The sequence below is a fragment of the Flavobacterium jejuense genome, from assembly GCF_006491595.2.
Taxonomy (GTDB): Bacteria; Bacteroidota; Bacteroidia; order Flavobacteriales; family Flavobacteriaceae; genus Flavobacterium; species Flavobacterium jejuense.
In genome coordinates this window covers 288347-313199 of sequence record NZ_VEVQ02000004.1, presented here as the reverse complement: position 1 = coordinate 313199, position 24853 = coordinate 288347, and the positions used below count along the sequence as shown (strand labels likewise).

The 24853-nt window shown below is 30.3% G+C and carries 20 protein-coding genes; 13 read left to right on the top strand and 7 right to left on the bottom strand.

The window, feature by feature from the left end; all coding sequences use genetic code 11:
* Positions 1-4: 4 nt before the first annotated feature.
* Positions 5-904: a histone deacetylase family protein gene (locus tag FIA58_RS08350; protein WP_140962023.1), complete on the top strand. Its 900-nt coding sequence runs from the start codon at positions 5-7 to the stop codon at positions 902-904.
* On the opposite strand, the gene FIA58_RS08345 is transcribed toward FIA58_RS08350, so the two are convergent.
* The 3 genes from FIA58_RS08345 to FIA58_RS08335 form a co-directional block, all read right to left on the bottom strand.
* Positions 901-1341, bottom strand: coding sequence for an HRDC domain-containing protein (locus FIA58_RS08345; protein WP_140962022.1), 441 nt, complete (start codon positions 1339-1341; stop codon positions 901-903). The genes FIA58_RS08350 and FIA58_RS08345 overlap by 4 nt on opposite strands.
* A gap of 66 nt (positions 1342-1407) precedes the next feature.
* Positions 1408-1731: a single-stranded DNA-binding protein gene (locus FIA58_RS08340; protein WP_140962021.1), complete on the bottom strand. Its 324-nt coding sequence runs from the start codon at positions 1729-1731 to the stop codon at positions 1408-1410.
* Positions 1732-1939: 208 nt separating this feature from the next.
* Entirely contained in the window at positions 1940-3727 is a 1788-nt protein-coding gene (locus FIA58_RS08335) for an SLC13 family permease (RefSeq protein WP_140962020.1), read from the bottom strand.
* A gap of 148 nt (positions 3728-3875) precedes the next feature.
* Here FIA58_RS08335 and FIA58_RS08330 point away from each other — a divergent pair, with 148 nt between their 5' ends.
* The 9 genes from FIA58_RS08330 to FIA58_RS08290 are packed head-to-tail and all read left to right on the top strand — an operon-like array spanning position 3876 to position 11086.
* Entirely contained in the window at positions 3876-5402 is a 1527-nt protein-coding gene (locus FIA58_RS08330) for a carbon-nitrogen hydrolase family protein (protein WP_140962019.1), read from the top strand.
* The gene (locus FIA58_RS08325) at positions 5402-5881 is read left to right on the top strand and encodes a DUF6265 family protein (RefSeq protein WP_140962018.1); all 480 of its coding nucleotides are present in this window, start codon (positions 5402-5404) and stop codon (positions 5879-5881) included. Before FIA58_RS08330 ends, FIA58_RS08325 begins: the two co-directional genes overlap by 1 nt.
* Positions 5882-5895: 14 nt before the next feature.
* Positions 5896-6381: a hypothetical protein gene (locus tag FIA58_RS08320; RefSeq protein ID WP_140962017.1), complete on the top strand. Its 486-nt coding sequence runs from the start codon at positions 5896-5898 to the stop codon at positions 6379-6381.
* A gap of 25 nt (positions 6382-6406) precedes the next feature.
* A complete protein-coding gene (locus FIA58_RS08315; RefSeq protein ID WP_140962016.1) occupies positions 6407-6946 on the top strand; it encodes a YfiT family bacillithiol transferase in 540 nt (179 codons plus the stop codon).
* Positions 6946-7494: a GNAT family N-acetyltransferase gene (locus tag FIA58_RS08310; protein ID WP_140962015.1), complete on the top strand. Its 549-nt coding sequence runs from the start codon at positions 6946-6948 to the stop codon at positions 7492-7494. The genes FIA58_RS08315 and FIA58_RS08310 overlap by 1 nt, the downstream gene beginning before the upstream one ends.
* Positions 7495-7536: 42 nt before the next feature.
* Positions 7537-7887, top strand: a complete 351-nt coding sequence (locus FIA58_RS08305) for a hypothetical protein (protein ID WP_140962014.1) — start codon at positions 7537-7539, stop codon at positions 7885-7887.
* 13 nt (positions 7888-7900) lie between these two features.
* Positions 7901-9328 carry a hypothetical protein gene (locus FIA58_RS08300; protein WP_140962013.1) on the top strand — a complete coding sequence of 476 codons (1428 nt, stop codon included), beginning with the start codon at positions 7901-7903 and terminating at the stop codon, positions 9326-9328.
* Positions 9321-10157 (top strand): Rossmann-fold NAD(P)-binding domain-containing protein, encoded by an 837-nt coding sequence (locus tag FIA58_RS08295; RefSeq protein ID WP_140962012.1) that lies wholly within the window; start codon positions 9321-9323, stop codon positions 10155-10157. Before FIA58_RS08300 ends, FIA58_RS08295 begins: the two co-directional genes overlap by 8 nt.
* A 2-nt stretch (positions 10158-10159) precedes the next feature.
* Positions 10160-11086: a DMT family transporter gene (locus tag FIA58_RS08290; protein ID WP_140962011.1), complete on the top strand. Its 927-nt coding sequence runs from the start codon at positions 10160-10162 to the stop codon at positions 11084-11086.
* Positions 11087-11103: 17 nt separating this feature from the next.
* Here FIA58_RS08290 and FIA58_RS08285 read toward each other — a convergent pair whose 3' ends face one another.
* On the bottom strand, positions 11104-12906 hold the full coding sequence (locus FIA58_RS08285; RefSeq protein ID WP_140962010.1) for a glycoside hydrolase family 15 protein: 1803 nt from the start codon (positions 12904-12906) through the stop codon (positions 11104-11106).
* A gap of 73 nt (positions 12907-12979) precedes the next feature.
* Here FIA58_RS08285 and FIA58_RS08280 point away from each other — a divergent pair, with 73 nt between their 5' ends.
* Positions 12980-15184, top strand: a complete 2205-nt coding sequence (locus FIA58_RS08280) for a bifunctional alpha,alpha-trehalose-phosphate synthase (UDP-forming)/trehalose-phosphatase (RefSeq protein WP_140962009.1) — start codon at positions 12980-12982, stop codon at positions 15182-15184.
* A 52-nt stretch (positions 15185-15236) separates the two neighbouring features.
* On the opposite strand, the gene FIA58_RS08275 is transcribed toward FIA58_RS08280, so the two are convergent.
* The 3 genes from FIA58_RS08275 to FIA58_RS08265 all read right to left on the bottom strand — a co-directional run bounded on the left by FIA58_RS08275 (position 15237) and on the right by FIA58_RS08265 (position 23742).
* A complete protein-coding gene (locus FIA58_RS08275; RefSeq protein ID WP_140962008.1) occupies positions 15237-17309 on the bottom strand; it encodes a M13 family metallopeptidase in 2073 nt (690 codons plus the stop codon).
* Between the two features lie 71 nt (positions 17310-17380).
* Positions 17381-20239, bottom strand: coding sequence for a M4 family metallopeptidase (locus FIA58_RS08270; protein ID WP_140962007.1), 2859 nt, complete (start codon positions 20237-20239; stop codon positions 17381-17383).
* A 53-nt stretch (positions 20240-20292) separates the two neighbouring features.
* On the bottom strand, positions 20293-23742 hold the full coding sequence (locus tag FIA58_RS08265) for a T9SS type A sorting domain-containing protein (protein WP_140962006.1): 3450 nt from the start codon (positions 23740-23742) through the stop codon (positions 20293-20295).
* A gap of 128 nt (positions 23743-23870) precedes the next feature.
* Here FIA58_RS08265 and FIA58_RS08260 point away from each other — a divergent pair, with 128 nt between their 5' ends.
* Together FIA58_RS08260 and FIA58_RS08255 are read left to right on the top strand one after the other, a co-directional pair.
* The gene (locus FIA58_RS08260; protein WP_140962005.1) at positions 23871-24533 is read left to right on the top strand and encodes an SCO family protein; all 663 of its coding nucleotides are present in this window, start codon (positions 23871-23873) and stop codon (positions 24531-24533) included.
* Between the two features lie 81 nt (positions 24534-24614).
* Complete coding sequence (locus tag FIA58_RS08255) at positions 24615-24851, top strand: FeoA family protein (RefSeq protein WP_140962004.1); 237 nt, start codon at positions 24615-24617, stop codon at positions 24849-24851.
* Positions 24852-24853 lie beyond the last annotated feature (2 nt).

Sequence of the window (24853 nt, the reverse complement as noted above, 5' to 3'; positions counted from 1 at the left end):
CTATATGTTTCCAATAGCTTTTCATTCCATATTTAAGCATCCTTTACCAAAAGGACATCGCTTCCCCATGTTGAAATATGAATTATTGCCACAACAATTACTTCATGAAGGAACGGTACAACAAGCAGATTTTTTTGAACCTAAGAAGTGTGATTTAAATACTGTTTTAAAAGTACATACTAAAGAATACGTTGATGATTTACTGAATTTATCTTTAGAGGCAAGAGCAGCTAGAAAAATTGGATTTCCACTTTCAAATGAATTGGTAGAACGTGAATTGAGAATTGCTCAAGGAACCATTATGGGTTGCCAAAAAGCATTTGAAACCAAAGTCGCCTTTAACATCGCTGGAGGCACTCATCATGCGTATTCTAATCATGGTGAAGCCTTTTGTCTATTAAACGATCAAGCTATTGGAGCACAATTTTTATTGGACAAAAAATTGGCTAAAAAAATTCTAATAATAGATTTAGATGTTCATCAAGGCAATGGTACTGCTGAAATTTTTCAAAACAATCCCAATGTTTTTACCTTTTCTACTCATGGTAAAACCAATTATCCCTTTAAAAAAGAAAAATCAGATTTAGATATTGCTTTTCCTGATGGAACAACTGATGAAGAATTTTTGAAAACTATTTCAATGGTTATCCCAAAATTATTTGAACAACAAAAACCTGATTTTATCTTTTATTTAGCTGGTGTTGATATTTTAGAAAGTGATAAATTAGGCAAACTCTCTTGTACGATTGAAGGTTGCAAAAAAAGAGATGAAATTATTTTCAAATTATGTAAACAATATCAAATTCCAGTTCAAGTTTCCATGGGTGGTGGTTATTCTCCAGAAATTAAAACTATTATTGAAGCACATGCTAATACCTATAGAGTGGCTAAAAATATTTTCTAAAAAGCGTTTAAAACACTAATAATTTCCTCACCATATTTTTCTGTTTTTATAACTCCAAAACTTTTAATATTTAACAACTCATCAATTGTTTCAGGTTTGTTTTTTGCAATGTTCATTAAATGTGAATTATGACAAACTCTAAAAGCAGACCAACCCAAATTAGAAGCAAAATCATTTCTCCATTCCTTTAATGCTAAAAAAATTTCTTTTTCTTTATCCGTTAAATCTTCAAAACATAATTTGTCTTTTGACTCTTTTTGCAATTGGACTTTAGGTTCGTAAAAAACCACTGCAGACCAATAATCGGTTGTTCCAGTGGTTACAAAATTGGTTGAAGTTAATTTTACCTCAACAGTATCTAAAAATTCATTCATTCGGTTTTGATCTACTATACAAAACTCTTTACTCAATCGTATATTGAAAACTCTAATATTCATAGTGCTAAAAAATTGAAATTAAAAATTCAGCCTCTTCAAAAAAAGAAGAAGCTGAATTGGATAAAATTATTTCCCTAAAAGCAAAACTTCATTCGCTACAATTTCTGTAATGTAACGTTTGATTCCGTCTTTATCATCGTAACTTTTATAGGTTAACTTACCATCAATAGCAAGTTCTTTTCCTTTAGTGACGTATTTCTCAATAATTTCTGCAGTTTTTCCCCAAGCAGTTACTCTGTGCCATTCTGTTTTCTCTACTTTGTCTCCGTTTTCTTTGTAATATACTTCATTGGTAGCGATTGATAAATTGGCTAATTTTTTTCCAGCTTCTAATGTTTTTATTTCTGGTTCTTGACCTACATGTCCGATTAATTGTACTCTGTTTTTCATGGCGTGTAAAATTTTAAATGGTTTATATAAATTGTTATTCTGTTTAATAAAACTTTTTAATTGAAATTGATTTTTGATATTGCAATTGTAACCGTTTCATTTCGACAGTGCAAAGATTAGATAACTTTCAAATAGTATTCGGTAAGTATACGTTTACTTTCGATTGTAAGTATTTGTAACCGTTTGAAAACGAATATATGCTTGATTTTCAAGTATATAATATTGGTAATAAAAGAGACGCAACCACTAATAAAATTAATGAAAGAATTCCACCTATAAACAAAAAGTGCTTGAATTTATAAATCCCCATACCATAAATAATGGCATTTGTTTGATAACCCATTGGAGTATAAAAACTAAAATTAGCTCCAAACATTAAAGCATATAATAAAGGTTTTGGGTTTAAATTCATTTTTTGAGCTACAATAATTACAATAGGTGCTAATATAATGGCTGTTGCATTATTGGAAATAAAACCGCTCATTAGCAAAGTAAATGCAAAAACCATTGCAATTACAGCTGATGTTGGAACCGATTTCAATAATGCATAAAGATGTTCACCAATAAAATCATCTGTACCTGTATTTTTCATAGCAATACCAAGAGGAATCATACCTGCCAACAAAAAAATCACTTGCCAATTAATTCCTGAATAAGCATCTTTTAATTGAATACAACCGGTAAATAAACATAAGGCAACTCCAATTAATGAGCTCTTGAGAATAGAAAAGGTATTGGTTGCAGAAAGGACAATTACTACAATTATAGCAAGAAAAGAAATTAGTTTTTTATAATTAGGGATATTAGGAACGGTCAAAACCGAATTGGCAAAAAGCAAATTGTCAGAATTGGCTATTTTTTGAATTTCACTTAAATTACCTGTCAATAATACTCTGTTTCCTGGATTTATAAATTTTTTTGAGAAGAATTTCACAAACATATTTGGGTTTTTCTCATACTCTCTTTCACTTGTTATGGCTTTTACCGATATATTTTCAGGCAATCTTTCATTAAATTCCTTCACAGACATATTCACATATCTAGAATTAGGTAGAATAATTACTTCGTGATATTCATTAGTATATTGATCTTCTATTAAATTTTGATCAACTCCTAGTATATTTAAACCTAAACTTTCTGACTTTGAAGTTAAATCTTCAATCGTTAAATCCAACCAAAGAATGTCATTTTCTTGAAGAATCTCCGATTTCAAATCAGTTCTCAAATAACGCTTTCCTCTTTGTATTTTTATTAATCGAATATCATTCTCATTCCAAATTTCGGTATCGTAAGGTTTCTTACCTATCAACTTAGAACCTTCCCTAATTTTTACAGAAGTTACATAGGCAAATTTTTCTGATAAATCTAGTTTGTCTTCATTTTGGTTTTTTGGCAGAAAGATTTTAGATAAAAAAAAGATAATTGGTATTGCAATAAGAAGAAAGATAACACCTGCTAATGAAAATTCGAAAAATGAAAATTTTCCAATACCACTTTTATTAGATATTCCTGATACTATTAAGTTTGTACTGGTTCCCATTAAGGTACAACTTCCTCCCAAAATTCCTGCAAATGAAATAGGTAATAATACTTTTGATTTATTAATTTTTCCCAATTTATCTAATTCGTTTACCAACTTAATAAAGATAATAACTACTGCTGTTGTAGCTATAAAGGAAGAAAACACACCTACAGTTAGCATCAGCAAAGGAAGGAAAACCCAAAAAGGCCAATTCATAATAGGTATTATCTTTTGAGCCATCAAGGCAACTACACCATTTTTTTCTAAACCAATGGCTATGATCATCAAACAAAGAATGGTTAAAACCGAATTATCAGAAAACCCAGAAACCGATTCTTCAGGAGTTACAATTCCAAAAACCAACAAACTTATTAAAATAAAAAAGGCTGTTTTATCAACAGTAAATTTTTCGCTTACAAATAGTATGAAAGCAATTACTAATATTCCTAAAACAATACCTATTTCAAAAGTCATATTACACTAATTTAAATATAAAAATAGCAAAGAATTTAGAAAAAAAATTACATGATTTCAAGAGAAAATTATAACATTTCCATAGTAATTGTAAACGTTTGTAAATGGAAATATTATTTGCTATATTTGATACAAATCCAATAAATATATGCCAGCAAATATTAAATCCATTGAGTTACGAAATTTACAAATTGAAGATTATAAAGAACTGAAAAAATCCATGATTGAATCGTACCCTGAAATGGCAGATTCATTTTGGAAAGAAGATCAAATAGAAACCTTACTAAGCAAGTTTCCTGAAGGGCAATTAGTAATTGTTGTTGATGGAGTGGTTGTAGGTTCTGCTTTATCTCTTTTAGTAACAGAGGATTTTGCTTTTAAAACAAGAACCTATAAAGCGATAACTTCCAATTATTCCTTCAAATCTCACAATCCTGATGGAGAAGTTTTATATGGAATTGATGTGTTTATCAATCCGCAATATCGTGGTCTTCGATTAGGCAGACGATTGTATGATGTAAGAAAAGAATTATGCGAACAATTGAACTTAAAATCCATCATTTTTGCAGGAAGAATTCCAAATTATGGAAAATACAAAGATGAAATTACTCCAAAAATTTATATTGAAAAAGTAAAGAAAAAAGAAATATACGATCCTGTTTTGTCATTTCAATTAAGTAACGATTTCCATGAAGTTCGTGTACTTAAAAACTATTTAGAAGGCGATACCGAATCACAAGAATACGCTGTTTTATTAGAATGGAATAATATTTATTATGATGATAGTCCAAAATTAATTAATACTGAAAAAAGTGTCGTGCGTTTAGGATTAATCCAATGGCAGATGCGTTCTCTAAATAATCTAGAAGCGCTATTTGAACAAGCCGAATTTTTTATTGATGCTGTTTCTGGTTATAGCAGTGATTTTGCGCTATTTCCTGAATTCTTTACAGCTCCTTTAATGGCTGATTACAATCATTTATCTGAAGCAGAAGCTATTAGAGAATTAGCGCGTCATACGGAAGCCGTCAAGCTTAGATTTCAAGAATTCGCCATTTCCTACAACATCAATATTATAACAGGAAGTATGCCATATATAGAAGACGAACATGTTTATAATGTTGGGTTCCTTTGTAAAAGAGACGGAACTAACGAAATGTATCGTAAAATTCATATTACACCTAACGAAGTGTTCCATTGGGGAATTACTGGTGGTGATACCATCCAAACATTTGATACCGATTGTGGCAAAATAGGAATTATGATTTGTTATGATGTAGAATTCCCAGAATTATCTCGCTTAATGGCTGATGAAGGCATGAATATTTTATTTGTTCCTTTTTTAACTGATACGCAAAATGGCTACACTCGTGTAAAAAGCTGTGCGCAAGCTCGTGCTATAGAAAATGAATGTTATGTTGCAGTGGCTGGTTGTGTGGGTAATTTACCAAAAGTAAATAATATGGATATTCAATATGCGCAAGCTGCTGTGTTTACTCCATCCGATTTTGCTTTTCCTAGTAACGGAATTAAAGCAGAAGCAACTCCAAACACAGAAATGACTCTAATTGTTGATGTTGATATGGATTTATTAAAAGAATTACACGAACATGGAAGCGTAAACACCATGAAAGACAGAAGACATGACTTGTACCAACTTAAAAAACTGAAATAATGAAAAAACTCCTTTTCTTATTTGCTATGACCACGTCATTTTGTTTTGCTCAAAACACCTTGCATTATAATGATGAAAAAGGGTCTGAAAAAGCCTCTCTAAAAGACATAGAATGGCTAGAAGGGAATTGGACAGGTGAAGCTTTTGGTGGTGTTTTTCAAGAAAACTGGAGCAAACCATTAGGTGGTTCTATGTTGTTTAATTTTAAGTTGGTCGTTGATGGAAAAGTAGTTTTTTATGAAGTAGGACATATTGTTGAAAAAGACAAAACACTATTGTATCAAATCAAACATTTTGATGCCAATTTAAAAGGTTGGGAAGAAAAAGATGAATCAGAAGATTTTAGATTCATCAAAAAAGAAAAAAACCGCTTGTATTTTGATAATTTCACCTTTGAAAAAGTGTCTAATAACGAAGTGAATTTGTATGCTTATTTTGAAGATTCTAAAGAAGAAGTGATTTTTAATTTTAAGAAGTGAAAACTATTTAAAATATGACTAAAAATAGTTTACAATTAAATTTGACTCAATTTATTAAGACAGGTAAATTTAATTTTATTTCTCTTGGAGTTCACAAAAATGAATTGTTAGCGAATGGCTTTTATCCTGATGATTGGCTCAATAATGAAACTATAGAGTCTTCAAAAATATGGAAATATGGAAACTTTGAATTCCATTTTGATAATAATTCATCACTTAAAGAAATATTAAACAATTATGTTCCTAAATTAGATGGTGGAAAAAAAATTCATATTCAAGATTGGTGGCTTTTTAAAGAAGGTAAATATATTCCAAACTTAAAAGAAACAATTAAAGAATTAGATAAACTCGATTTGAAATATTCTAAAGAGATTGATTTAATTGGATTTATAAATATAAAATTTGAAAATCAAGTTTATATCGTTTTTGAAAACCTTAAAGAAATCAATAGTTTAGATCTAGGTGAATTTAAAATGGTAGTAATAGGAAAGAAAAAATAAATCGAAAGAAAACTAACAAATTAACATGGAACTAGAACAACTAAAATACCCAATAGGACCATTCAACTGTCCAGAAGTAATAACAGATGATATTTTGCATTCTTGGATTTCTGAAATTCAGCATTTTCCAGAATATGTTGTGGCTGTTACCAATGAACTTTCCAAAGAAATATTACAGTGGAAATATCGTCCTTATGGTTGGAATATCAAACAAGTAGTGCATCATTGTGCAGACAGTCACTTGAATGCTTTTATTCGTTTTAAGTTGGCACTCACAGAAGAAAACCCAACCATAAAACCTTACGCAGAAGATTTATGGGCCGAATTAATTGATGGAACGGATGATGATATTTCTTATTCGTTATTGATTCTAAAAGGCTTGCATCACAGATGGCATTTGGTTTTACTAAATATGGATGAAAAAGATTGGGAAAAAACCTATTATCATCCAGAAAGTAAGCAATCTTTTACCTTAAAAAGTGTAGCCGGACTTTATGCTTGGCATTGCAAACATCATTTGGCGCACATTAAACAAGCTTTACTTCATGAAAATAAGTTTGAATAATGAATGAATTACAAATAGTTTCAGAAAGAACAAAATTACGATTGATTCAATTATCCGATTTAGAATTCATTCATCAATTACATGCTTTACCAGAAACAGATGAATTTAATGCATTAGGTCTTCCAAAAAGTATAGAGGAAACAAAAGCAATTATTTTACCTTGGATTGAAGATAATCAATGTGAAGAAATTTCAAATTATACTTTTATTATTGAGCAAAAAAAGGATAACAAGAGTATTGGCTTATTTGGAATAAAAATTGGCAATAAAAAATACAAAAGAGCAGAAGTTTGGTATAAAATTCATTCTGATTACTGGAATAATGGATTTGCAACTGAAGTTTTAAACAGCATACTGAGCTTTTGTTTTGATGCATTAAAATTGCATCGAGTTCAAGCGGGTTGTGCTGTTGGAAATATTGGCTCAATTAAAGTTTTGGAGAAAGTAGGCATGATAAGAGAAGGAAGAGGAAGACAAATATTACCTTTAAAATCAGGTTGGTCAGATAATTTTGAATATGCTATTTTAGAAACTGATGAGAGAAAATAAAAAACGGAATGAGATTGCTTCGTTCCACGAAATGACCAGATTATGAGTAAAAACTGTTTAGAATGCAACGAAAAAATTATAGGAAGAGAAGATAAAAAATTCTGTTCCGATGGTTGTAGGAATGCTTACAATAATAAAATGAACAAAGATCAGAATAACTTGATGCGTAATGTGAACAATAAATTGCGTAAAAATTATCGTATTCTTTGCGAATTAAATCCGGATGACAAAACCAAAACGACTAGAACTAAATTACTGAGCAAAGGTTTCGATTTTGACTTTTTTACTTCTATTTACCAAACCAAAACAGGTAATACGTATTACTTTTTATACGATCAAGGTTATATGGCAATTGAAAATGATGGTTTTGTTTTGGTGAAAAAGGATAGTTAGTTTAAGAGAAAAGATGAAAGAGAAAAGAGAAAAGATTTCTTTTAAAGAACCCATTCACGTTTCAAAATTTAGATTTTGGGCTGGTTTAGTAGTAAGTATTTTGCTGAGTTTTTCTGTTTACCAATTTTTTATTTTTAGTAGAGATTTGCTTCGTTTACTTACTTTTAGTGATCATTTCAATTATTTGGCATTTTCTGAAAACGAACTCCTTTTTTACAATTTATTCTATGCTTTTTTGGCTTTAATTATTGGGCAAAGTTATTTTCTAAAAATTATTTTCGATACAAATAAGAAATTTGGAGAAAAAAGAATTCAATTCAAGCGTAAAAAAATAGTTCACAACCAAAATATATGGATTTGGTTTTTCTTATTATGGTTTTTACGATTCGCTACAATGTATAGTTTTTTAAACATGGTTGGTTTTGGACAAAAAGTAAATTATGCTCCTGTCTTTTATGAGTATTTTAGTTTTTATGAAGAATATCCTTATTTGTTTGTATTAATAGTACTTGCTTTGTTTTTACAATCCTGGCAAGGATTAGGTTTAACCATTAACAATTATTTCAAATACTTGATGGGTTCTTTTATATTACTTTCCGTTTTAGCTTTTGGTTTTACCAAAATTAATCTGATGAATGTTGAACAGTATTTTAAAAAACAACATGCTCAAAATCCTTACATAAAAGAAAATATCCAATTGCCCAAAGTTCCTTTTACACAATCGCTTTCGTTAAGACATAAAAAGAAAGAATTTTTTATTACTAAAGATTTAAAAATTATCTATAATAACCAAGAATTAGACTCTATTGGGTTCTTGATGAATATTTTGGAAAAAGATAAATATCCTCAGTATAGTATTTTCAAATCTTTTATTCAATTGAATGTAGATGAAAATGTTTCTATAGGGAATCTTGATAAAATACTAAGAATAATAAATCGAAACTCTAATTATCAAATCGCTTTTGCAGCTTTGCCAAAAGAAACAAAATTGAAAAAAATTGTTTACCAAGAACATCCTGTTGGTTTATTTGAAAGCAATTCTATTAAGCTCAACTATGAAAACCTTATTACTTTGCATTTAACAAGTGAAAATGAAATTCTTTTAAACAACAATTCTATTTCTTGTGATGAAATTGCAAATACTATTGCCAAAATAATAGCTGAAAATGAAAATTATTTAATTTCAATAGAACTCCCAGAAAAGCCATTGCATTCTCACTATATGCAACTTCTTTCCTATTCAAGAGAAGCATATCTTAAAGCCTGTCAAATTATTGGTAGAGAAAAAGGAATGGATGATTTTACAATAGCATATTTTCCAAATCAAATTTTAGATTTTAATATGATTGAAGCGAAACAATTGGAAATATTATCAAAAATAGATTTTAATAATTTACCTATCCCAACATTAGAATTCGAAGATGAAGAAGTTTATGAATAAAAAAATTTCCATACTAGGTTGTGGTTGGTTAGGATTTCCTTTAGCCAAAGTGTTACTTGAAAACGGTTTTTCAGTTAAAGGTTCCACAACTTCTGAGAACAAACTTACTTTATTAGAAGCCCATAAAATTCAACCTTTTTTACTTTCGCTATTCGAAAACAAGGTTGAAGGTAATATAACTGGTTTTTTAAACGATTCTGAAGTTTTAATTATAGATATTCCTCCTGGATTGAGAAGAGATACTTCTATTTCATTTGTGACTAAAATAAAAACTTTGGTTACCCAAATAGAAAAATCAAGTATTAAAAAAATACTTTTCGTAAGTTCGACTTCTGTTTATACGGATGTATTTCCAATTGAAGAAATAACAGAAGAAACTCCAACAAATCCTGACACAGAAAGCGGTAGACAATTAGTTGAAGTAGAGAAATTATTATTGGATAACACAAATTTTGAAACCATAATTCTACGTTTTGGAGGTTTAATTGGAGAAGACAGACATCCCATAAAATATCTAGCTGGAAAAGAAAATGTAGAAAATCCTGATGGGCCCATTAATTTTATTCATCAGGAAGATTGTATTGGGATTATTACAGAGCTTATAAAAAAACTTCTTGACACTCCAGAATACTTCAAACAAATTGGTAATCAAATCTATAATGCAGTTGCTCCACAACACCCAACAAGACAAGAATATTATCACAAAAAAGCTAAAAATATGAATTTGGCTTTTCCTATCTTTGTCAAAGATACAGCCTCAAAAGGAAAGATTATCCTTAGCACTAAAATAGAAACTGTATTGTCTTATACCTTTAAAAAAGAGATTTAAAAATGGCTTATTTTAGTGTTTTCCATGAGTATATCAAGCAAAAAAAAAGTGCTATTGGTTTGCCTTTTATTGCTTTGTGTTGGATTAGTTTTTTTTGGGGCACCACTTGGATTGCTTCCAAAGAAGGTGTAAAACACATGCCAGCTATGCAATTGGTCGTTTTAAGACAATTTTTTGGTGGTATTTTGTACTTGGCTTACTTTTTATACAAAAAAGCACCTTGGCCAAACCAAAGACAATGGAGAAACATCTTGGTATTAAGTATCTTAAATTTTATGCTAAGTAATGGTTTGAGTACTTGGGGTGTAAAATACATTTCAAGTGGTTTAGGAGCTATTATTGGTTCTATTTTCCCCCTTTGGATTGTTATTATTAGTTTTTTTAGAGGTGAAAAAGTGTCTTGGAAAGCCGTTTTGGGGTTAGTAATTTGTTTTTCTGGAATTTGTGTCATTTTCTACGATTACTTACATGATTTTTTAAATCCTGAATTTCGTTTTGGTATTATTTTATCAATAATTGCCACTTTTACTTGGGCTTTGTCTTCTATATATATCAGAGAAAACCGAACTAATTTCAATCCGTATTTTAGTTTAGGATTGCAAATGCTCATTTCTTGTGTAGCCATATTTAGTGTCATTCAAACTACAGGTGAAACCGTTCCATTATCTGAAATTCCAGCTATTTCTTGGTGGTCTATTGCTTATTTAGTGGTTTTTGGTTCTGTTTTAACCTTTATCGCTTTTATATATGCTTTGGAAACATTGCCAAAAGAGGTAAGTAGCTTGTATGCCTATATCAATCCGATTGTAGCTTTATTTTTTGGATATATTTTATTCAACGAACCTTTTACAATTTCAATAGCAATAGGAGGATTTATTACCCTAACGGGATTGTTTTTGGTAAACAAATCCATTAAAAGAAACACTTAATAATGGATTGAAAAAAATTAACTAAACACTTCTTCCATCATCATTTCTTCATCCGTTATATTGGATAGATTAATTGCAGTTTCTATTAGCGCTAAGTGGGAATAGGCTTGAGGAAAATTTCCTAATAATCTTTTGGTTTTGAAATCAATATCCTCACTAAACAGACCAAGATGGTTACTGTACGATAATAATTGATCAAACTGCTTTCTAGCTTTTTTTTCTTCACCAATTTTATACAATGCGTTTATATACCAAAAGGTACAAATAGTAAAAGAAGAGGAAGGTAAGCCAAAGTCATCTTTAATTTTATAGCGGTATAATAAACCATCGTTATTTAGTTCTTTACCAATGGCTTTAACGGTACTCACATATTTAGGGTCTTTTGCGTCAATAAACCCATAAGGTTCCATTAATAATACAGAAGCATCCATTTCTTTAGAACCATACGATTGTGTAAATGCTTTTACCTCATCGTTCCATGCATTTTCATGAATATCACTTTTAATGGCCGCTTCTAATACTTTCCACTTATTCATTTTATGTTGCTTGTTGAATATTTCAGCCACTTTTATGGCTTTATCTATCGCAACCCAACAAAGCACTTTTGAAAAAGTAAAATGACGGTCTTCTTCTCTAAATTCCCAAATGCCTTTATCTGCTTCTTTCCAGTGGTTACTTACAACCCAAACAATACCTTTTGTAATAGTCCATAAGTTTTCTCCATTATCAATATCTATTGAAAAATTAGTCACCTGTTGATGAATTACATCCATTAAAATACCATAAATATCATTTTGCTTTTGCGAATAAGCTGCATTTCCGATTCTAACGGGCTTAGAGTTTTTATAACCACTTAAATGATGTAGTGTTTTTTCCGTTAATGTTTTTTCTTTATTGATTCCATACATGATTTGAAGTTTTTCACCTTTGTCTGGAATTAAATCAATAATGAATTTTAGGTAGCGTTGTGCAATTTCTCTGTGTCCTAATTTAGAAACTACTTTTACAACCATTGAAGCATCACGAATCCAACAAAAACGATAATCCCAATTTCTAACTTCACCTATTGTTTCTGGTAAAGAAGTGGTTGCAGCTGCTAGAACAGCTCCCGTTTTGTCATAACTCAATAATTTTAAGGTCATAGCACTTCTAGCAATTTCTTCGTTGTATTTTTTATATTTTGGAGTTAATTCCATCCAATTCAACCAATATACTTTTGTGCGTTCTAATTCTAATTGGATTTTTTGTAGCGTTAATTTTAGGATTTTTTCATTATAACCAACTAAAAAATATCCGTCATTTTTAAGCGTAATTTCCTCACCGTTTAAAACAGCTTCTTTATTAAAATCAGTATATAAAAATAAAGTATCAAACTCTTCTACATTGGTTAAATTAACAATAAAATCTTCTTTGATATAAGCAACTGTTTCTGCAATTGCGTATTCTAATTTTGGATTATAGTTGACACGAAATTTTGGTTCACCTGAAACCCTTTTCAAATATCTAATAATTTCTGGTGGATTATGATGTTTGTCATGCTCTTTAAGATACCTTGGCATAAAATCATGCAATTCAAAAACACCTTCTTCACTTGCAAAAGTGGTTACTAAAATACAGGTGTTTTCTAGATAATTTTGAGAGATTACATACTTTTCGGAAACGGAAAACGAAAAACTTCCTCCAATATTTTCATCTAATAATTTAGCAAAAACGGAAGAAGAATCAAACTCAGGCAAACAACACCAATCTAATGATCCTGTCTTTGAAATTAATGCTGCGCTTTGACAATTCCCTATTATTCCGTAGTCTAAATTATTCATAAAGTTTTTGTTACCCGTGTTATTTTCCTTAAATTAACGAAAAATATTATAGTTAAACAAGCCAAACCTAGATATGTCGAAAAATATTATAGTCTCTAATCGATTACCTGTACAAATAGTTTTAGAAAATGAAAAGTTAGCAGTTTTCCCTAGTGTAGGAGGTTTAGCAACAGGGATGAAATCTGTACATGCTGATGGAGATGGTATTTGGATAGGTTGGTCTGGTTTAGAAGAAACACAGTTAACTCAAAAGAATAAAGAAAATGTGGAAAAGGCTTTGTTGAAAGAGAAATGCATTCCCGTTCCGCTAACACAAGATAATATTGATGATTTTTATTTAGGTTTTAGTAATAAAACCTTGTGGCCACTCTTTCATTACTTTACAGAATATACTTCATTTGAAAATAGTCAATGGCTTTCCTATAAAGAAGTAAATGAAAAATTTGCAAAGGTTGTTTTAGATAATTCTGAAGATGGAGACACTATTTGGATACACGATTACCAACTACTATTACTTCCTGAATTAGTTAAAGAACATAGACCAAATAGCAAAATAGGTTTCTTTTTACATATTCCCTATCCATCATTTGAGATTTTTAGAATTTTTCCATGGCGTGAACAATTATTAAAAGGAATGTTAGGTGCTGATTTAATTGGTTTTCACACCTATGATTATGAAAGACACTTTTTAAGTTCTGTAAAAAGGATTTTGCGTTTGGAGGTGAATTTTAATCAAATTATTTATGATGATCGAGTTATAAAAGTAGATTCTTTTCCCATGGGAATTGATTATGATAAATTTTATAATGCTTCCAAATTAAAAAACGAAAACACACAAGCAGAAAAATCTGACTTACAAATTAGATTAGAAGAACATCACAAATCAGCTTCAGGCACAAAACTTATCCTTTCAATTGATAGATTAGACTATACTAAAGGAATTCCAAATCGAATAAAAGCTTTTGAATATTTTTTAAATCAATATCCCGAATATAAGGAAAAAGTACGTTTGATAATGTTAGCTGTTCCTTCTCGATCAAATGTACCACAATACAAAAGACTAAAAAGAGAAACAGATGAATTAGTTGGACGAATTAACGGTAAATTTTCAACGGTAAATTGGACACCTATTTGGTATTTCTATCGTTCTTTTCCTTTTGAAAATTTAATTGATTTATATACTTCTTCTGATGTTGCCTTAATAACACCTCTAAGAGATGGAATGAATTTAGTAGCTAAAGAATATGTTGCTACAAGAACAAATCAGGATGGAGTACTAATTTTAAGTGAAATGGCAGGAGCATCAAAAGAAATGAATGAAGCCATCATCATAAATCCAAATAACTTTGAACAATTTTCAAATGCTATAAAACAAGCATTAGAGATGTCTGAAGAAGAGCAAAATTCTAGAATGAAAATTTTACAAAAAAGATTAAAACGATATAATGTAGAAAAATGGGCAAGTGAATTCATGAAATCACTGTCAAATACTAATAAAAATCAAAAAACGGTTCAAGCCACTTTCTTTAGTAAAAATGAAAAAGAAAATGAAATTAAAAAGTTTAAAAAAGCAAAGAACAGATTAATCTTATTAGACTATGATGGCACTTTAAGTTCCTTTAAAGACAATCCTAAAGAGGCTTCACCTGACAATGAATTGTATGAATTATTAGATAAAATTAGTAGTCAAAAAAACACGACTCTTTCCCTAATTAGCGGTAGAGATAAAGAAACATTTCATAATTGGTTCCCTAATAAAAAGTATACTTTAATTACCGATCATGGTGTTTGGCTAAAAAAGCCAGAACAAGAATGGGAAGAATTAGCTATTTTAAAAAATGAATGGATGGAAAGTATCTTACCCGTCTTAGAAAATTTTGCAGATAATACTCCTGGAACATTTGTAGAAAAAAAAGAATACTCTTTAGCTTGGCATTATAGAAAAGCAGATCCAGAATTAGCCGAAACAAGAACCTTGGAAGTGAATACCGTTTTATCTAGTTTGATTGCTAATCATGATTTAAGCATCTTGAATGGGAACAAAGTAATTGAAATAAAAAATAGTAGTGTAAACAAAGGAAAAGCAAGCACCCACTTATTAATCAATACTGATTATGACTATATCTTAGCCATTGGTGATGATTATACAGATGAATTTATGTTTGAAGAATTACCCGATTATGCAACAACAATTAAAGTTGGATTTCAAAAAACCAAAGCAAAATATTATATTAAAGACACTGAAAAAGTTAGAGCTTTTTTAATTGAATTATTTTAAAAAAGAAAACCACTTCTGTTGAAGTGGTTTTTGTTTTAATCTGAAATTAATATTACCAAATTTTAACTCTATTTTCTGGAGCTACATACATACCATCTCCTTCTTCTACTCCGAATGCTTGATAAAAAGCATCTACATTTTGCAAAGGTACATAAGCTCTATACATTCCTGGAGAATGAGGGTCTGTTTTTACTTGACTCTTAATAGCTTCATCACGCATTTTACTTCTCCATATTGTTGACCAAGAAATGAAGAATCTTTGTTCTGGAGTAAAACCGTCAATTAAACCAGGATTTCCATTTTCTTTTAAATAGATTTGCAAACCATCATAAGCAGCATTAACACCTCCTAAATCTCCAATGTTTTCTCCTAAAGTAAATTTTCCATCTACATAAATTCCAGGTAAAGGTTGTAACGCTGAATATTGATCTGCAAGTGCTGTTCCTAATGTTGTAAATTGGGATAAATCTTCATCACTCCACCAGTTTACTAAGTTTCCATCTGCATTATATCGTGATCCTGAATCATCAAAGCCATGAGAGATTTCGTGACCAATAACAGCTCCAATTCCACCATAATTTACCGCTTCATCTGCTCTGTAATCATAAAAAGGTGGCTGAAGAATAGCGGCTGGAAAAACAATTTCATTATTTGATGGATTAAAATAAGCATTCACCGTTTGTGGAGACATTCCCCATTCTTCTTTATCTACTGGCTTTCCTAATTTTTCTAAATTATCATTATGTCTCCAAATAGCATATTGTCTTGAATTTTTAAAATAAGTACCTCCATCTTTTGGAGCAGTAATACTTAATTTTGAATAATCTTCCCATACATCCGGATAACCAATTTTAACTCTTGATTTTTTTAATTTTAATTTGGCATTTTCCTTAGTTTCTTTTGTCATCCAAGGTAAATTGTCAATTCTATTTTCAAAAGCTTTAAACACATTAGCAATCATAGCTTGTGCTTTCGCTTTCGCTTCTGGTGGAAATTTCTTAGCCACATATAATTTCCCTAAAGCTTCTCCTAATCTTCTATTTACTACTTGTAAAGCTCTTTCATCAGCAGGTCTTTGTTTTACTGCTCCTGTTAATGTTTTACCATAAAATTCAAAGTTGGCATCTTCAATAGCTGTACTTAATTCATCAGAGGCACCTCTTAAAAGTGTCCACTTCATATAAGCTTTCCAAGCGTCTAAGTCATTTTCTTTAAAAATAGTTTCTAAAGTTGCCATGTATTTTGGCTGTGAAACAATTAAAGAATCTATTTTTCCTATACCTACTCCTTCTAAATAATCATTCCATTTTACAGTAGGAGTGATTTTTTCTAGATCAGCAACCGTCATTGGATTATAGCTTTTTCTTCTATCTCTTCTTTCTACTCTGTCAAATGTCGCTTCTGACATTTTAGTTTCTAGAGCTAATATTTTTTCAGCATTTGCTTTCGCAGTAGCTTCATCTTCACCTATGAATTTAAGCATTTTTGCTACATGAAGTACATATTTTTCTCTTTTTTCTTTATTATCAGCTGCATCAGAAACATAATAATCTCTATCAGGTAATCCTAAACTTCCTGTTCCAATGTAAACAACATTTCTTGAACTATTTTTGGCATCAGTTCCAATATAACTTCCAAAAAATCCTAAACCTACTTCAGGCTCCATTTGGGTAACCAATGTTACTACTTCTTCTGCATTTTTTACCTTATCAATTTTATCTAAATAAGGCTTTAATGGCGTAATACCTAGTTTGTTTCTAGTTTCAGTATCTAAAATAGACTTATAAAGACTTAATGCTTTCCCTTGATCTGAATTAGGTTCGATTGTTTTATCTTTCAAAGCATCTTTTAATATAATCATTACATCTTCATCAGTCTTCTTTCGAAGTTCATCAAAGCTACCCCATCTAGTTCTATCTGCAGGAATTTTTGTTTTATCTAACCATTGGCCATTTACAAATCGGAAAAAATCATCTGCTGGATCAACCGTTTTATCCATGAAGTTTGTATTGATTCCAATAGCTGAACCCTTTTCTTTCACTGTTCCCTCACTTGATTTACAGGAATTAAGAATCGAAACCAAAAAAAGGAAGCCCAAGCTTCCTTTAAAAATATAATTTTTCATTTTTATTAAGTTTTTAAAGTACCGTTGTTAGACAAATATACCTTATTTGCATTATTTCTTAAAATATGCCTTTATTCTTTAACAATTCTTTTAGAAATTATTCCCTTTTCTGAATTTATTACAATAAAATAAATCCCTTTTGAAACTGCAGTCAAATTAACACTTGTCCTATTCTCACTTACCAAAATATCCTTTTTAAACAAAATAGTTTTACCACTTATATCATATACCTTAATTGAAATAGGCTGAACATTCCCTAATGAAATAGTGTAAATTCCATTTGATGGATTAGGATACACTGCTATTACATCTTGATTAAAACTAGTACTTGACAAAGTTCCATTTATTACAAAATCATCAATATTAACACCTAATTCATGAACTGCTTGATCTGAATGAAATACTATTCTAAAAATTACACTAGATTGAGTACTCAAAGTTTGTAAAGGATAAGTGTATGTTGTTAAAGTTGTATTGGTACCAGTCCATTGTGCTCCAGGACAATTAAAACAATCGTTTCCAGAAGTTTGTTCCGTTCTATCGCTGTTATACCAATTAGTCCAATTAGAAATATCATTATAACCTAAAACTGCCCAATTAGCTCCAAAATCAGTTGAATATTCTACGTATACAATATCCCAATTGTTTTCCAAATCATACTTCATAGAAAAACTAATCTCTGGATTTGAAATTGTCGATAAATTATAACACTGCGAAATTAAATATGCTTTTGTATTATCAGGATAATTTCCTGAGGTATTTGTGGTATAAACAGTATTACCATTACTATCCATATCATTAGTAGGACTATCGGTATGAATTCCTCTTGTCCATAGAGAACCTATTTCTCCATCATTATAAGAAATTAATTCATCCGAAGTTGAAGTAAATTCATTAATTACACCTACAGAACCTTGATCGTTAATTAATAAAATAATTTCCTTTGTGTTATTTTCTGGTCTTCCGTCATTAACGATAGTAGTGGTAACACTCAAATTATGAGTACCCCTTGTTAATCCATTTACTGTGATTGGATAAATGGCTTCAGAGCAAGGAGCTAAATTTCCTGTCCAAGTTGTATTCACTGGATTATTTCCATCAACAGTATAAGAAATAGATATTGAAGTTATTAGGTTTAAACCTTGATTTTTTAGTAAAGCATTCGTTGTTATAGAAGAGGCTGTACAAGAAATAGTTTCAGAATTATCTATCGCTTGTAGAGCAACATCATCTGCTGCTGCAACATATTCATCACCAATGTTCACTGCAAACCAAGCATTAGTAACAGCTATTGCTTCTGGACTGTTAGCACAATATAAATCATTTGCTACAGTAATGGTTGCATTTCTAGCATCTGCATAAGTTGAATTTGGAGTTAGATAATCTCGTTCTGCTAAATAAGCAATTTCAGAAGCTTTCTGCATACCAATTCCTGTAACAGAATAAGTATCTGGAATAGGAGCGTTGTTCGTTCCGGATTTTCCGATGGTTAAAATATAAAACCAATGATTCAAAACTCCTGAATTAGTATGAACACCACCACTATCCCCTGTATCAGAATACCAATTTGTTCCTAAATACGTATCTGGGTCATTTCTAGAGTTTGGATCTTCCATAGAGCGAAGTGCTGAAGAAGCAATATCTTCACCAATTAGCCAAACTGAACTTGGAATTGGATTTAAAAGTCCACCTGTTCTTCCGTAATGCTCTATACAAGCTCCCCAAATATCCGAAAACCCTTCATTCATGGCTCCTGATTCATTTTGGTACACTAAGTTAGCCGTATAAGTGCAAACGGCATGACCAATTTCATGACCACATACATCAATTGATGTTAAAATATCAAAACTATCCCCATCTCCATAACTCATTGCGAAACCATTCCAACTTGCATTATTATAATCCATTCCATAGTGAACATAACTTCTTATAGCACCACCATTATCATCAAAACTATTTCTACCAAAAATAGTTGACCAAAAGTCATAAGTGGTTTCAGCTCCCCAATGAGCATCTAAAGCACCATTATCTTTTGCAACATTATCGAATTCTATAGATGACCAATTATTATCATCATCTGTAAAATCAACATTTTGAAAAGTATTTGAATTTTGACAATTAAAAGTAAAAATCCCAGAACCTCGCGTTTGATCTCTTAAAGTATAATTGGAATTATCTGCGTTAAAAGTTGTTTCAATATTTTTTGTACCACTATACCTTGTATCGGCAGTTCCTGAAGAAAAAATTATTTTCTCTTCAAGAAGTTTCTTTCTTTCCTTAATTTCTTTATTTGTTACTAAACTGGTTGCGTGTTTAATAATTTGATTTGAAAATAAAATTTGTCCATTATTTGCATCTACATAAATCTCTTGTCTGGAAATAGGATTAGTAGCATAAATATCATATTTGTATGCCAAATGAATTGTTTCAGTATTGCTATCAGGAAAAATAACTAGTTCTCCTTTTGGCTTTTTGTAGTCCATTAATTTAGCTTGCATTTCATTTTGCCATAAATAAGTAGTTGCATTTATTTTTTGAATAGCTAACTGTAAACAAACATTTGCACTTAATTGAGGAACTAATGACAATTCATTTGCATTATATAATTCTCCATTAATCATTCTAATCTTTCCTTCTTTTGAATGCGTAATTACTGTTCCAAATTCAACTTTTATACCTTTGTAAAATTGTCCATATTTCCTATGTATTTGCCCAATTCTATCCTCATTAGAATATAACTGTTCGAAAGAATAATTGTCATTTAAATCATACAATTTTGCAAATTGAACTAATGCCTGTTCTGAAGAATTTTTGTTTGAGGTAAGATATAAGGTTTTTTGTTTCTCTAAATTAATTTTTGTTTGGTCTTTTTTTTGGGCAAAAAAGACAGATAAAAACAAAAGTGTAACTGGAAGCAATTTATATTTCATAACCTTAAATTATTAACAAAGAAGTTGACCTATATAAGCCAACTTCTTTGTTTTTATTTTTTTATAATTCTTTTAGTAATGGAGCCTATTTCGGAGTTAATTTTCATAAAATAAATTCCAATTGAAGCATGTGTTAAATCTAATGTTATTTCATTAGAACTTTCTATATCTGTTCTGTTAAGAATATTTTTTCCAGAGACATCATAAACCTCAATTGAAGTAACTTGTCTATTTTTAGTTGAGACAGTAAATAATCCATTAGAAGGATTTGGATATACAAAAACAGAATCTAATTCAAAGGAATCTGAAGACAATGTGGTTCCATTTATAACAAAATTATCAAGATTTGCTCCTGTTTTATTAACCGATTGATCAGAATGAAAAACAATTCTAAAAATAATATTTGCTTCTGAATTTAAAGTATTTAATGGGTAAAAATAAGAAGTGTTTGTTGTATTTGCTCCTGTCCATTGTGCTCCTGGGCAATTTTGACAATCATCTGATGCTCCAGATGTTGCGTTTGTTCTATCGCTATTGTACCAATTAGGTCCTTTTTCACCTAGCACACTCCAGTTAGCACCAAAATCTGTAGAATATTCCACATAAACTATATCCCAATTATTTTCTAAATCATATTTAAAAGAAAATCTTATTTCAGGATTTGAAATCGAAGTTAAATCATAACATTGAGAAACTAAATATGATTTAGTATTGTCAGGATAATTACCTGTTGAGTTTGTAGAATAAACGGAATTACCAGCACTGTCCATTAAACCTCCTGAACGTACTGTTCTTGTCCATTGAGATCCTGTGCTTCCTTCATTATAAGAAATAAGTTCATCTGCTGCTGTTGTAAAAGTGTTCACTATTCCTATTGTTCCATTATCGTTTACATTAAATGTTGTACTTCCATTATTATTATCTGGAAAAGCATCATTAGTTGTAGTAGTGGAAATAGAAATACTATGTTGCCCTCTAGACAAAGTGACAAAAGGTAAAACTACAACAGTTGAAGTATTAGGAGATAAATTACCATTCCAATTATAGTTATATGGTGTAGCATCTATAGTGTAATTAAAAGTCGCAGAAGTTATAGGGTTTAAACCATTATTTTTAATTTCAACTTCAGGAGAAAGATTTGCACCACAACTAATGTTTGTTGTTGGATTTTGAATCTGAACTAACTTTATATCATTTGAAGGAATCTGAATGGGAATATCTGTTTGCCAAATTCCGCGACCGTAAGTGGCTGCAATTAATTTTGCATCATTTAAATTAATTTCTAAATCAGTAACAGATACGTTTGGTAAATTAGTATCGAACGGTTCCCATAAAGACATTGTGTCATCTTTATAATATACACCTAAACTAGTTCCTACATAAATAGGGTTGTCTGTATTTTGGTTTTGGTGAACAATTATATTTTTACCAACATTAGGTATTCCAGAGGTAATATCTATAAAATTCGATCCTCCATCTGTAGACTGTAAAACCTTTCCAAAAGCACCACTAGTAGTTAAATATATAATGTTTACATCCGAATTATGACATTCAATTGATGTAATTGTTGAGGAAGCAGTATATGAAATTGTAAAGTTTATTCCGTGATCTATACTTTTATATAAAGTTGTTCCATTCGAAACAAACATGATATCATCATTAATTGGAGAAATTTCAATATTTTCAATATTACCTGAACCAATTGTCCCTAAACTTTGTTGAACCCAACTTCCTCCATTCAACTTATATAATCTCTCATAAGCTGCGAATACTTCTCCAGCACTATTTATTTTTAAAGGAGTAATCCAATTTCCTCCATCGTCATTTGTACCTGTTTCTGCAGCTGGAGCACTGACACTTCCTGTTCTATTATTTCCAGCATTATTAGATAAATACAGTGTTCCTCCAAACTGAATAAATCCATAATATGCATTTGGATCATTTGGATTTATAGCTGTATCCATACCATCAGCTCCATAATAATTTTTCCATCCACCACCACTGTAGGCATGACCTCCATTATCTTGAAGACCACCTACCATATTTCCTGCGGATTGTTTTGAAACTGAAATTCTATAAAATTGACTTATTTGTGCTGTAGCTGTTAAGTCTGTAAAACTGGTTCCTCCATTTGTAGATTTATAAACACCCCCATCACTACCACAAAATAAGTTTCCGTTATAAAATCTTAAATAATGAATATCCGCGTGTGTATAAGCTGGAGCAGTAGGTGAATTCCAGTTGTTTAATTTTGTAAGTGAAGTTCCTCCATTAGTAGATTTCCATACATTTAAACAACCTGTATAAATTTCATCAGCATTTGTATCAGATACTGCTAATGCTAAATCATAATAAGACTGAGGTGATTCTAAAACATTAGTGCTGTTATTTCTTAATGTAAAAGTAGTACCACTGTCTGTAGATCTATAAATTCCTTGAAAACCATTTCTATTATTATCTGGTTGATTTACTGGATCAAATGGAGGCAAACTACTCCAATGACTTAATATATAAACATAATTTGGGTTTGCGGGAGTAACATCTAGTCGTAATCGACTTGAAGATGCTGGTAGTCCAGAAGTTATTTGAGTAAAAGTACTACCCGTATTTATAGATTTATAAAATATAGTATTAGTAACACCATACACTATTGTTGGGTCACTAGGTTTAAAACGTACAGAACCTCTAGAAAAATTTCCTGATCTTACATTTGTCCAAGAAGTTCCTCCATCTATAGTTTTGTATAAACCTGTACTAGTGGCGCAAAATAAAATCAAATGATTTGTAGGATGCATAATAATATCACCTGCATAGGTATTAGTCGTATTAAAACTTAGACCTGTAGTATTCCAAGTTAGTCCTCCATCAATCGATTTTAAGACACCAACAGAGTAAGAATCACTACCATCATTATCTCCCGTTGCTATATAAATTATATTTGAATTTGTATGATCTACTACAATACCTGAAACACCTATTTGTGGTAAATAATCAGATAATGGAGTCCAATTTACACCTGCATCAGTTGATTTCCAAATTCCTCCTGCAGGAGCTCCAATGTATACCGTATTCGCATTTGTAGGGTCTTGGTACACAACATTAACTCTTCCCTGTCCAGAAGACCATGACCCAGTATTTGTATGTGTTGACGGCCCAACTGCTTGCCAATTACTTGTTGGTAAAGAAAAAGTTGAATTTTTATTCAATTTAGCATTGTTTTTCTCATTCCAAGCAGTATAAAATTCTTGTGGAGTTATAACATATCCTTGATCATTGACTAAATTTTTCCAATGATTTTCCCACCTCATGAAAGGTTTGTATCCAGATCCTTTTATATTTTTATTTCTGGTAGACCAATATTCATTAAATAAATTAACTTCTTCATCTAAAGTTAATTTTCCTTTTTTAGCTAATACGTTATTTTCTTTCCATGGTGCGGAAGGATTAAATTGAGAATAACCCAAAACAGTAAACAACAATAAAAAAAAGTAGCTGTTTTTCATAATATTAACTATTAAATTTTAAATTTTGCAAATATAACTAGTTTTACCTGAAAGTTTGTTGATTTTTAAAAGATTAACAACTGTCTTTGTAATATATTAGGTATAAAAAATTAAATTTGTATTCTATTATGAATATACGTAAAAATAAATACTCAGGTTTTATTATCCTATTTACTATAATCTCTATTATTATATTCATAGGTATTTATTCCCTTTTAAAACCTCAAAAAAGATTAAAAATATTTAACCCTAGAGACGTAAATCCTGAGCTTGTAGATTCAACCATACAACACATCGGATATAATCATACTATTCCAGATTTTTCTTTTATTAATCAAAATGGTAAAGTTATTACTCAAGAAGATTATAAAGGTAAGATATATGTAGCTGATTTCTTTTTTACAACTTGCCCCTCTATTTGTCCAATTATGACTGATAATATGGTATGGCTACAACAAAAGATTAAAAATAATCCAGAAGTTATGTTATTATCTCATTCTGTTACACCTGATATTGATAGTGTTCCAGTACTTAAAGCCTATGCAAAAGAAAAAGGTGTAATTGATGAAAAATGGAATTTAGTTACAGGAAATAAAAAAGACATTTATTATATAGCTAGAAAATCCTACTTAGTTGTAAAAACAGGAAAACCAGAAGAATTATATGATATGGTTCATACTGAAAATTTTGTTTTAATCGACCAAAAAAGAAGAATTCGTGGTTTTTATGATGGAACAAATCTTGAAGAAGTAAAGAAATTATATGAAGATATCCTCTTTCTTTGCGAATAAGAATTCTTAAATTTTACTCAAAAAAACCATTCTATTTCTAATTATTAGCTACCTTTGTATTTTAATTCAATCTAAATAAGTTTGGAAAAAAATTTATCAAATTTTAAAAAAGGTGAAAAAGGCTACATCAGCGAAATAAATGTAGATGAAATTCCTTTGAAATTATTAGAAATGGGTTGTTTACCAGGCAATTTTATTGAATTAATTCAAATCGCACCATTTGGTGACCCATACTATTTTAATATTAACGATTCTCATGTTGCTATTCGTAAAGAAACTGCAAAAGAAATAATCGTAACTTTAGAAACCACGATTTAATT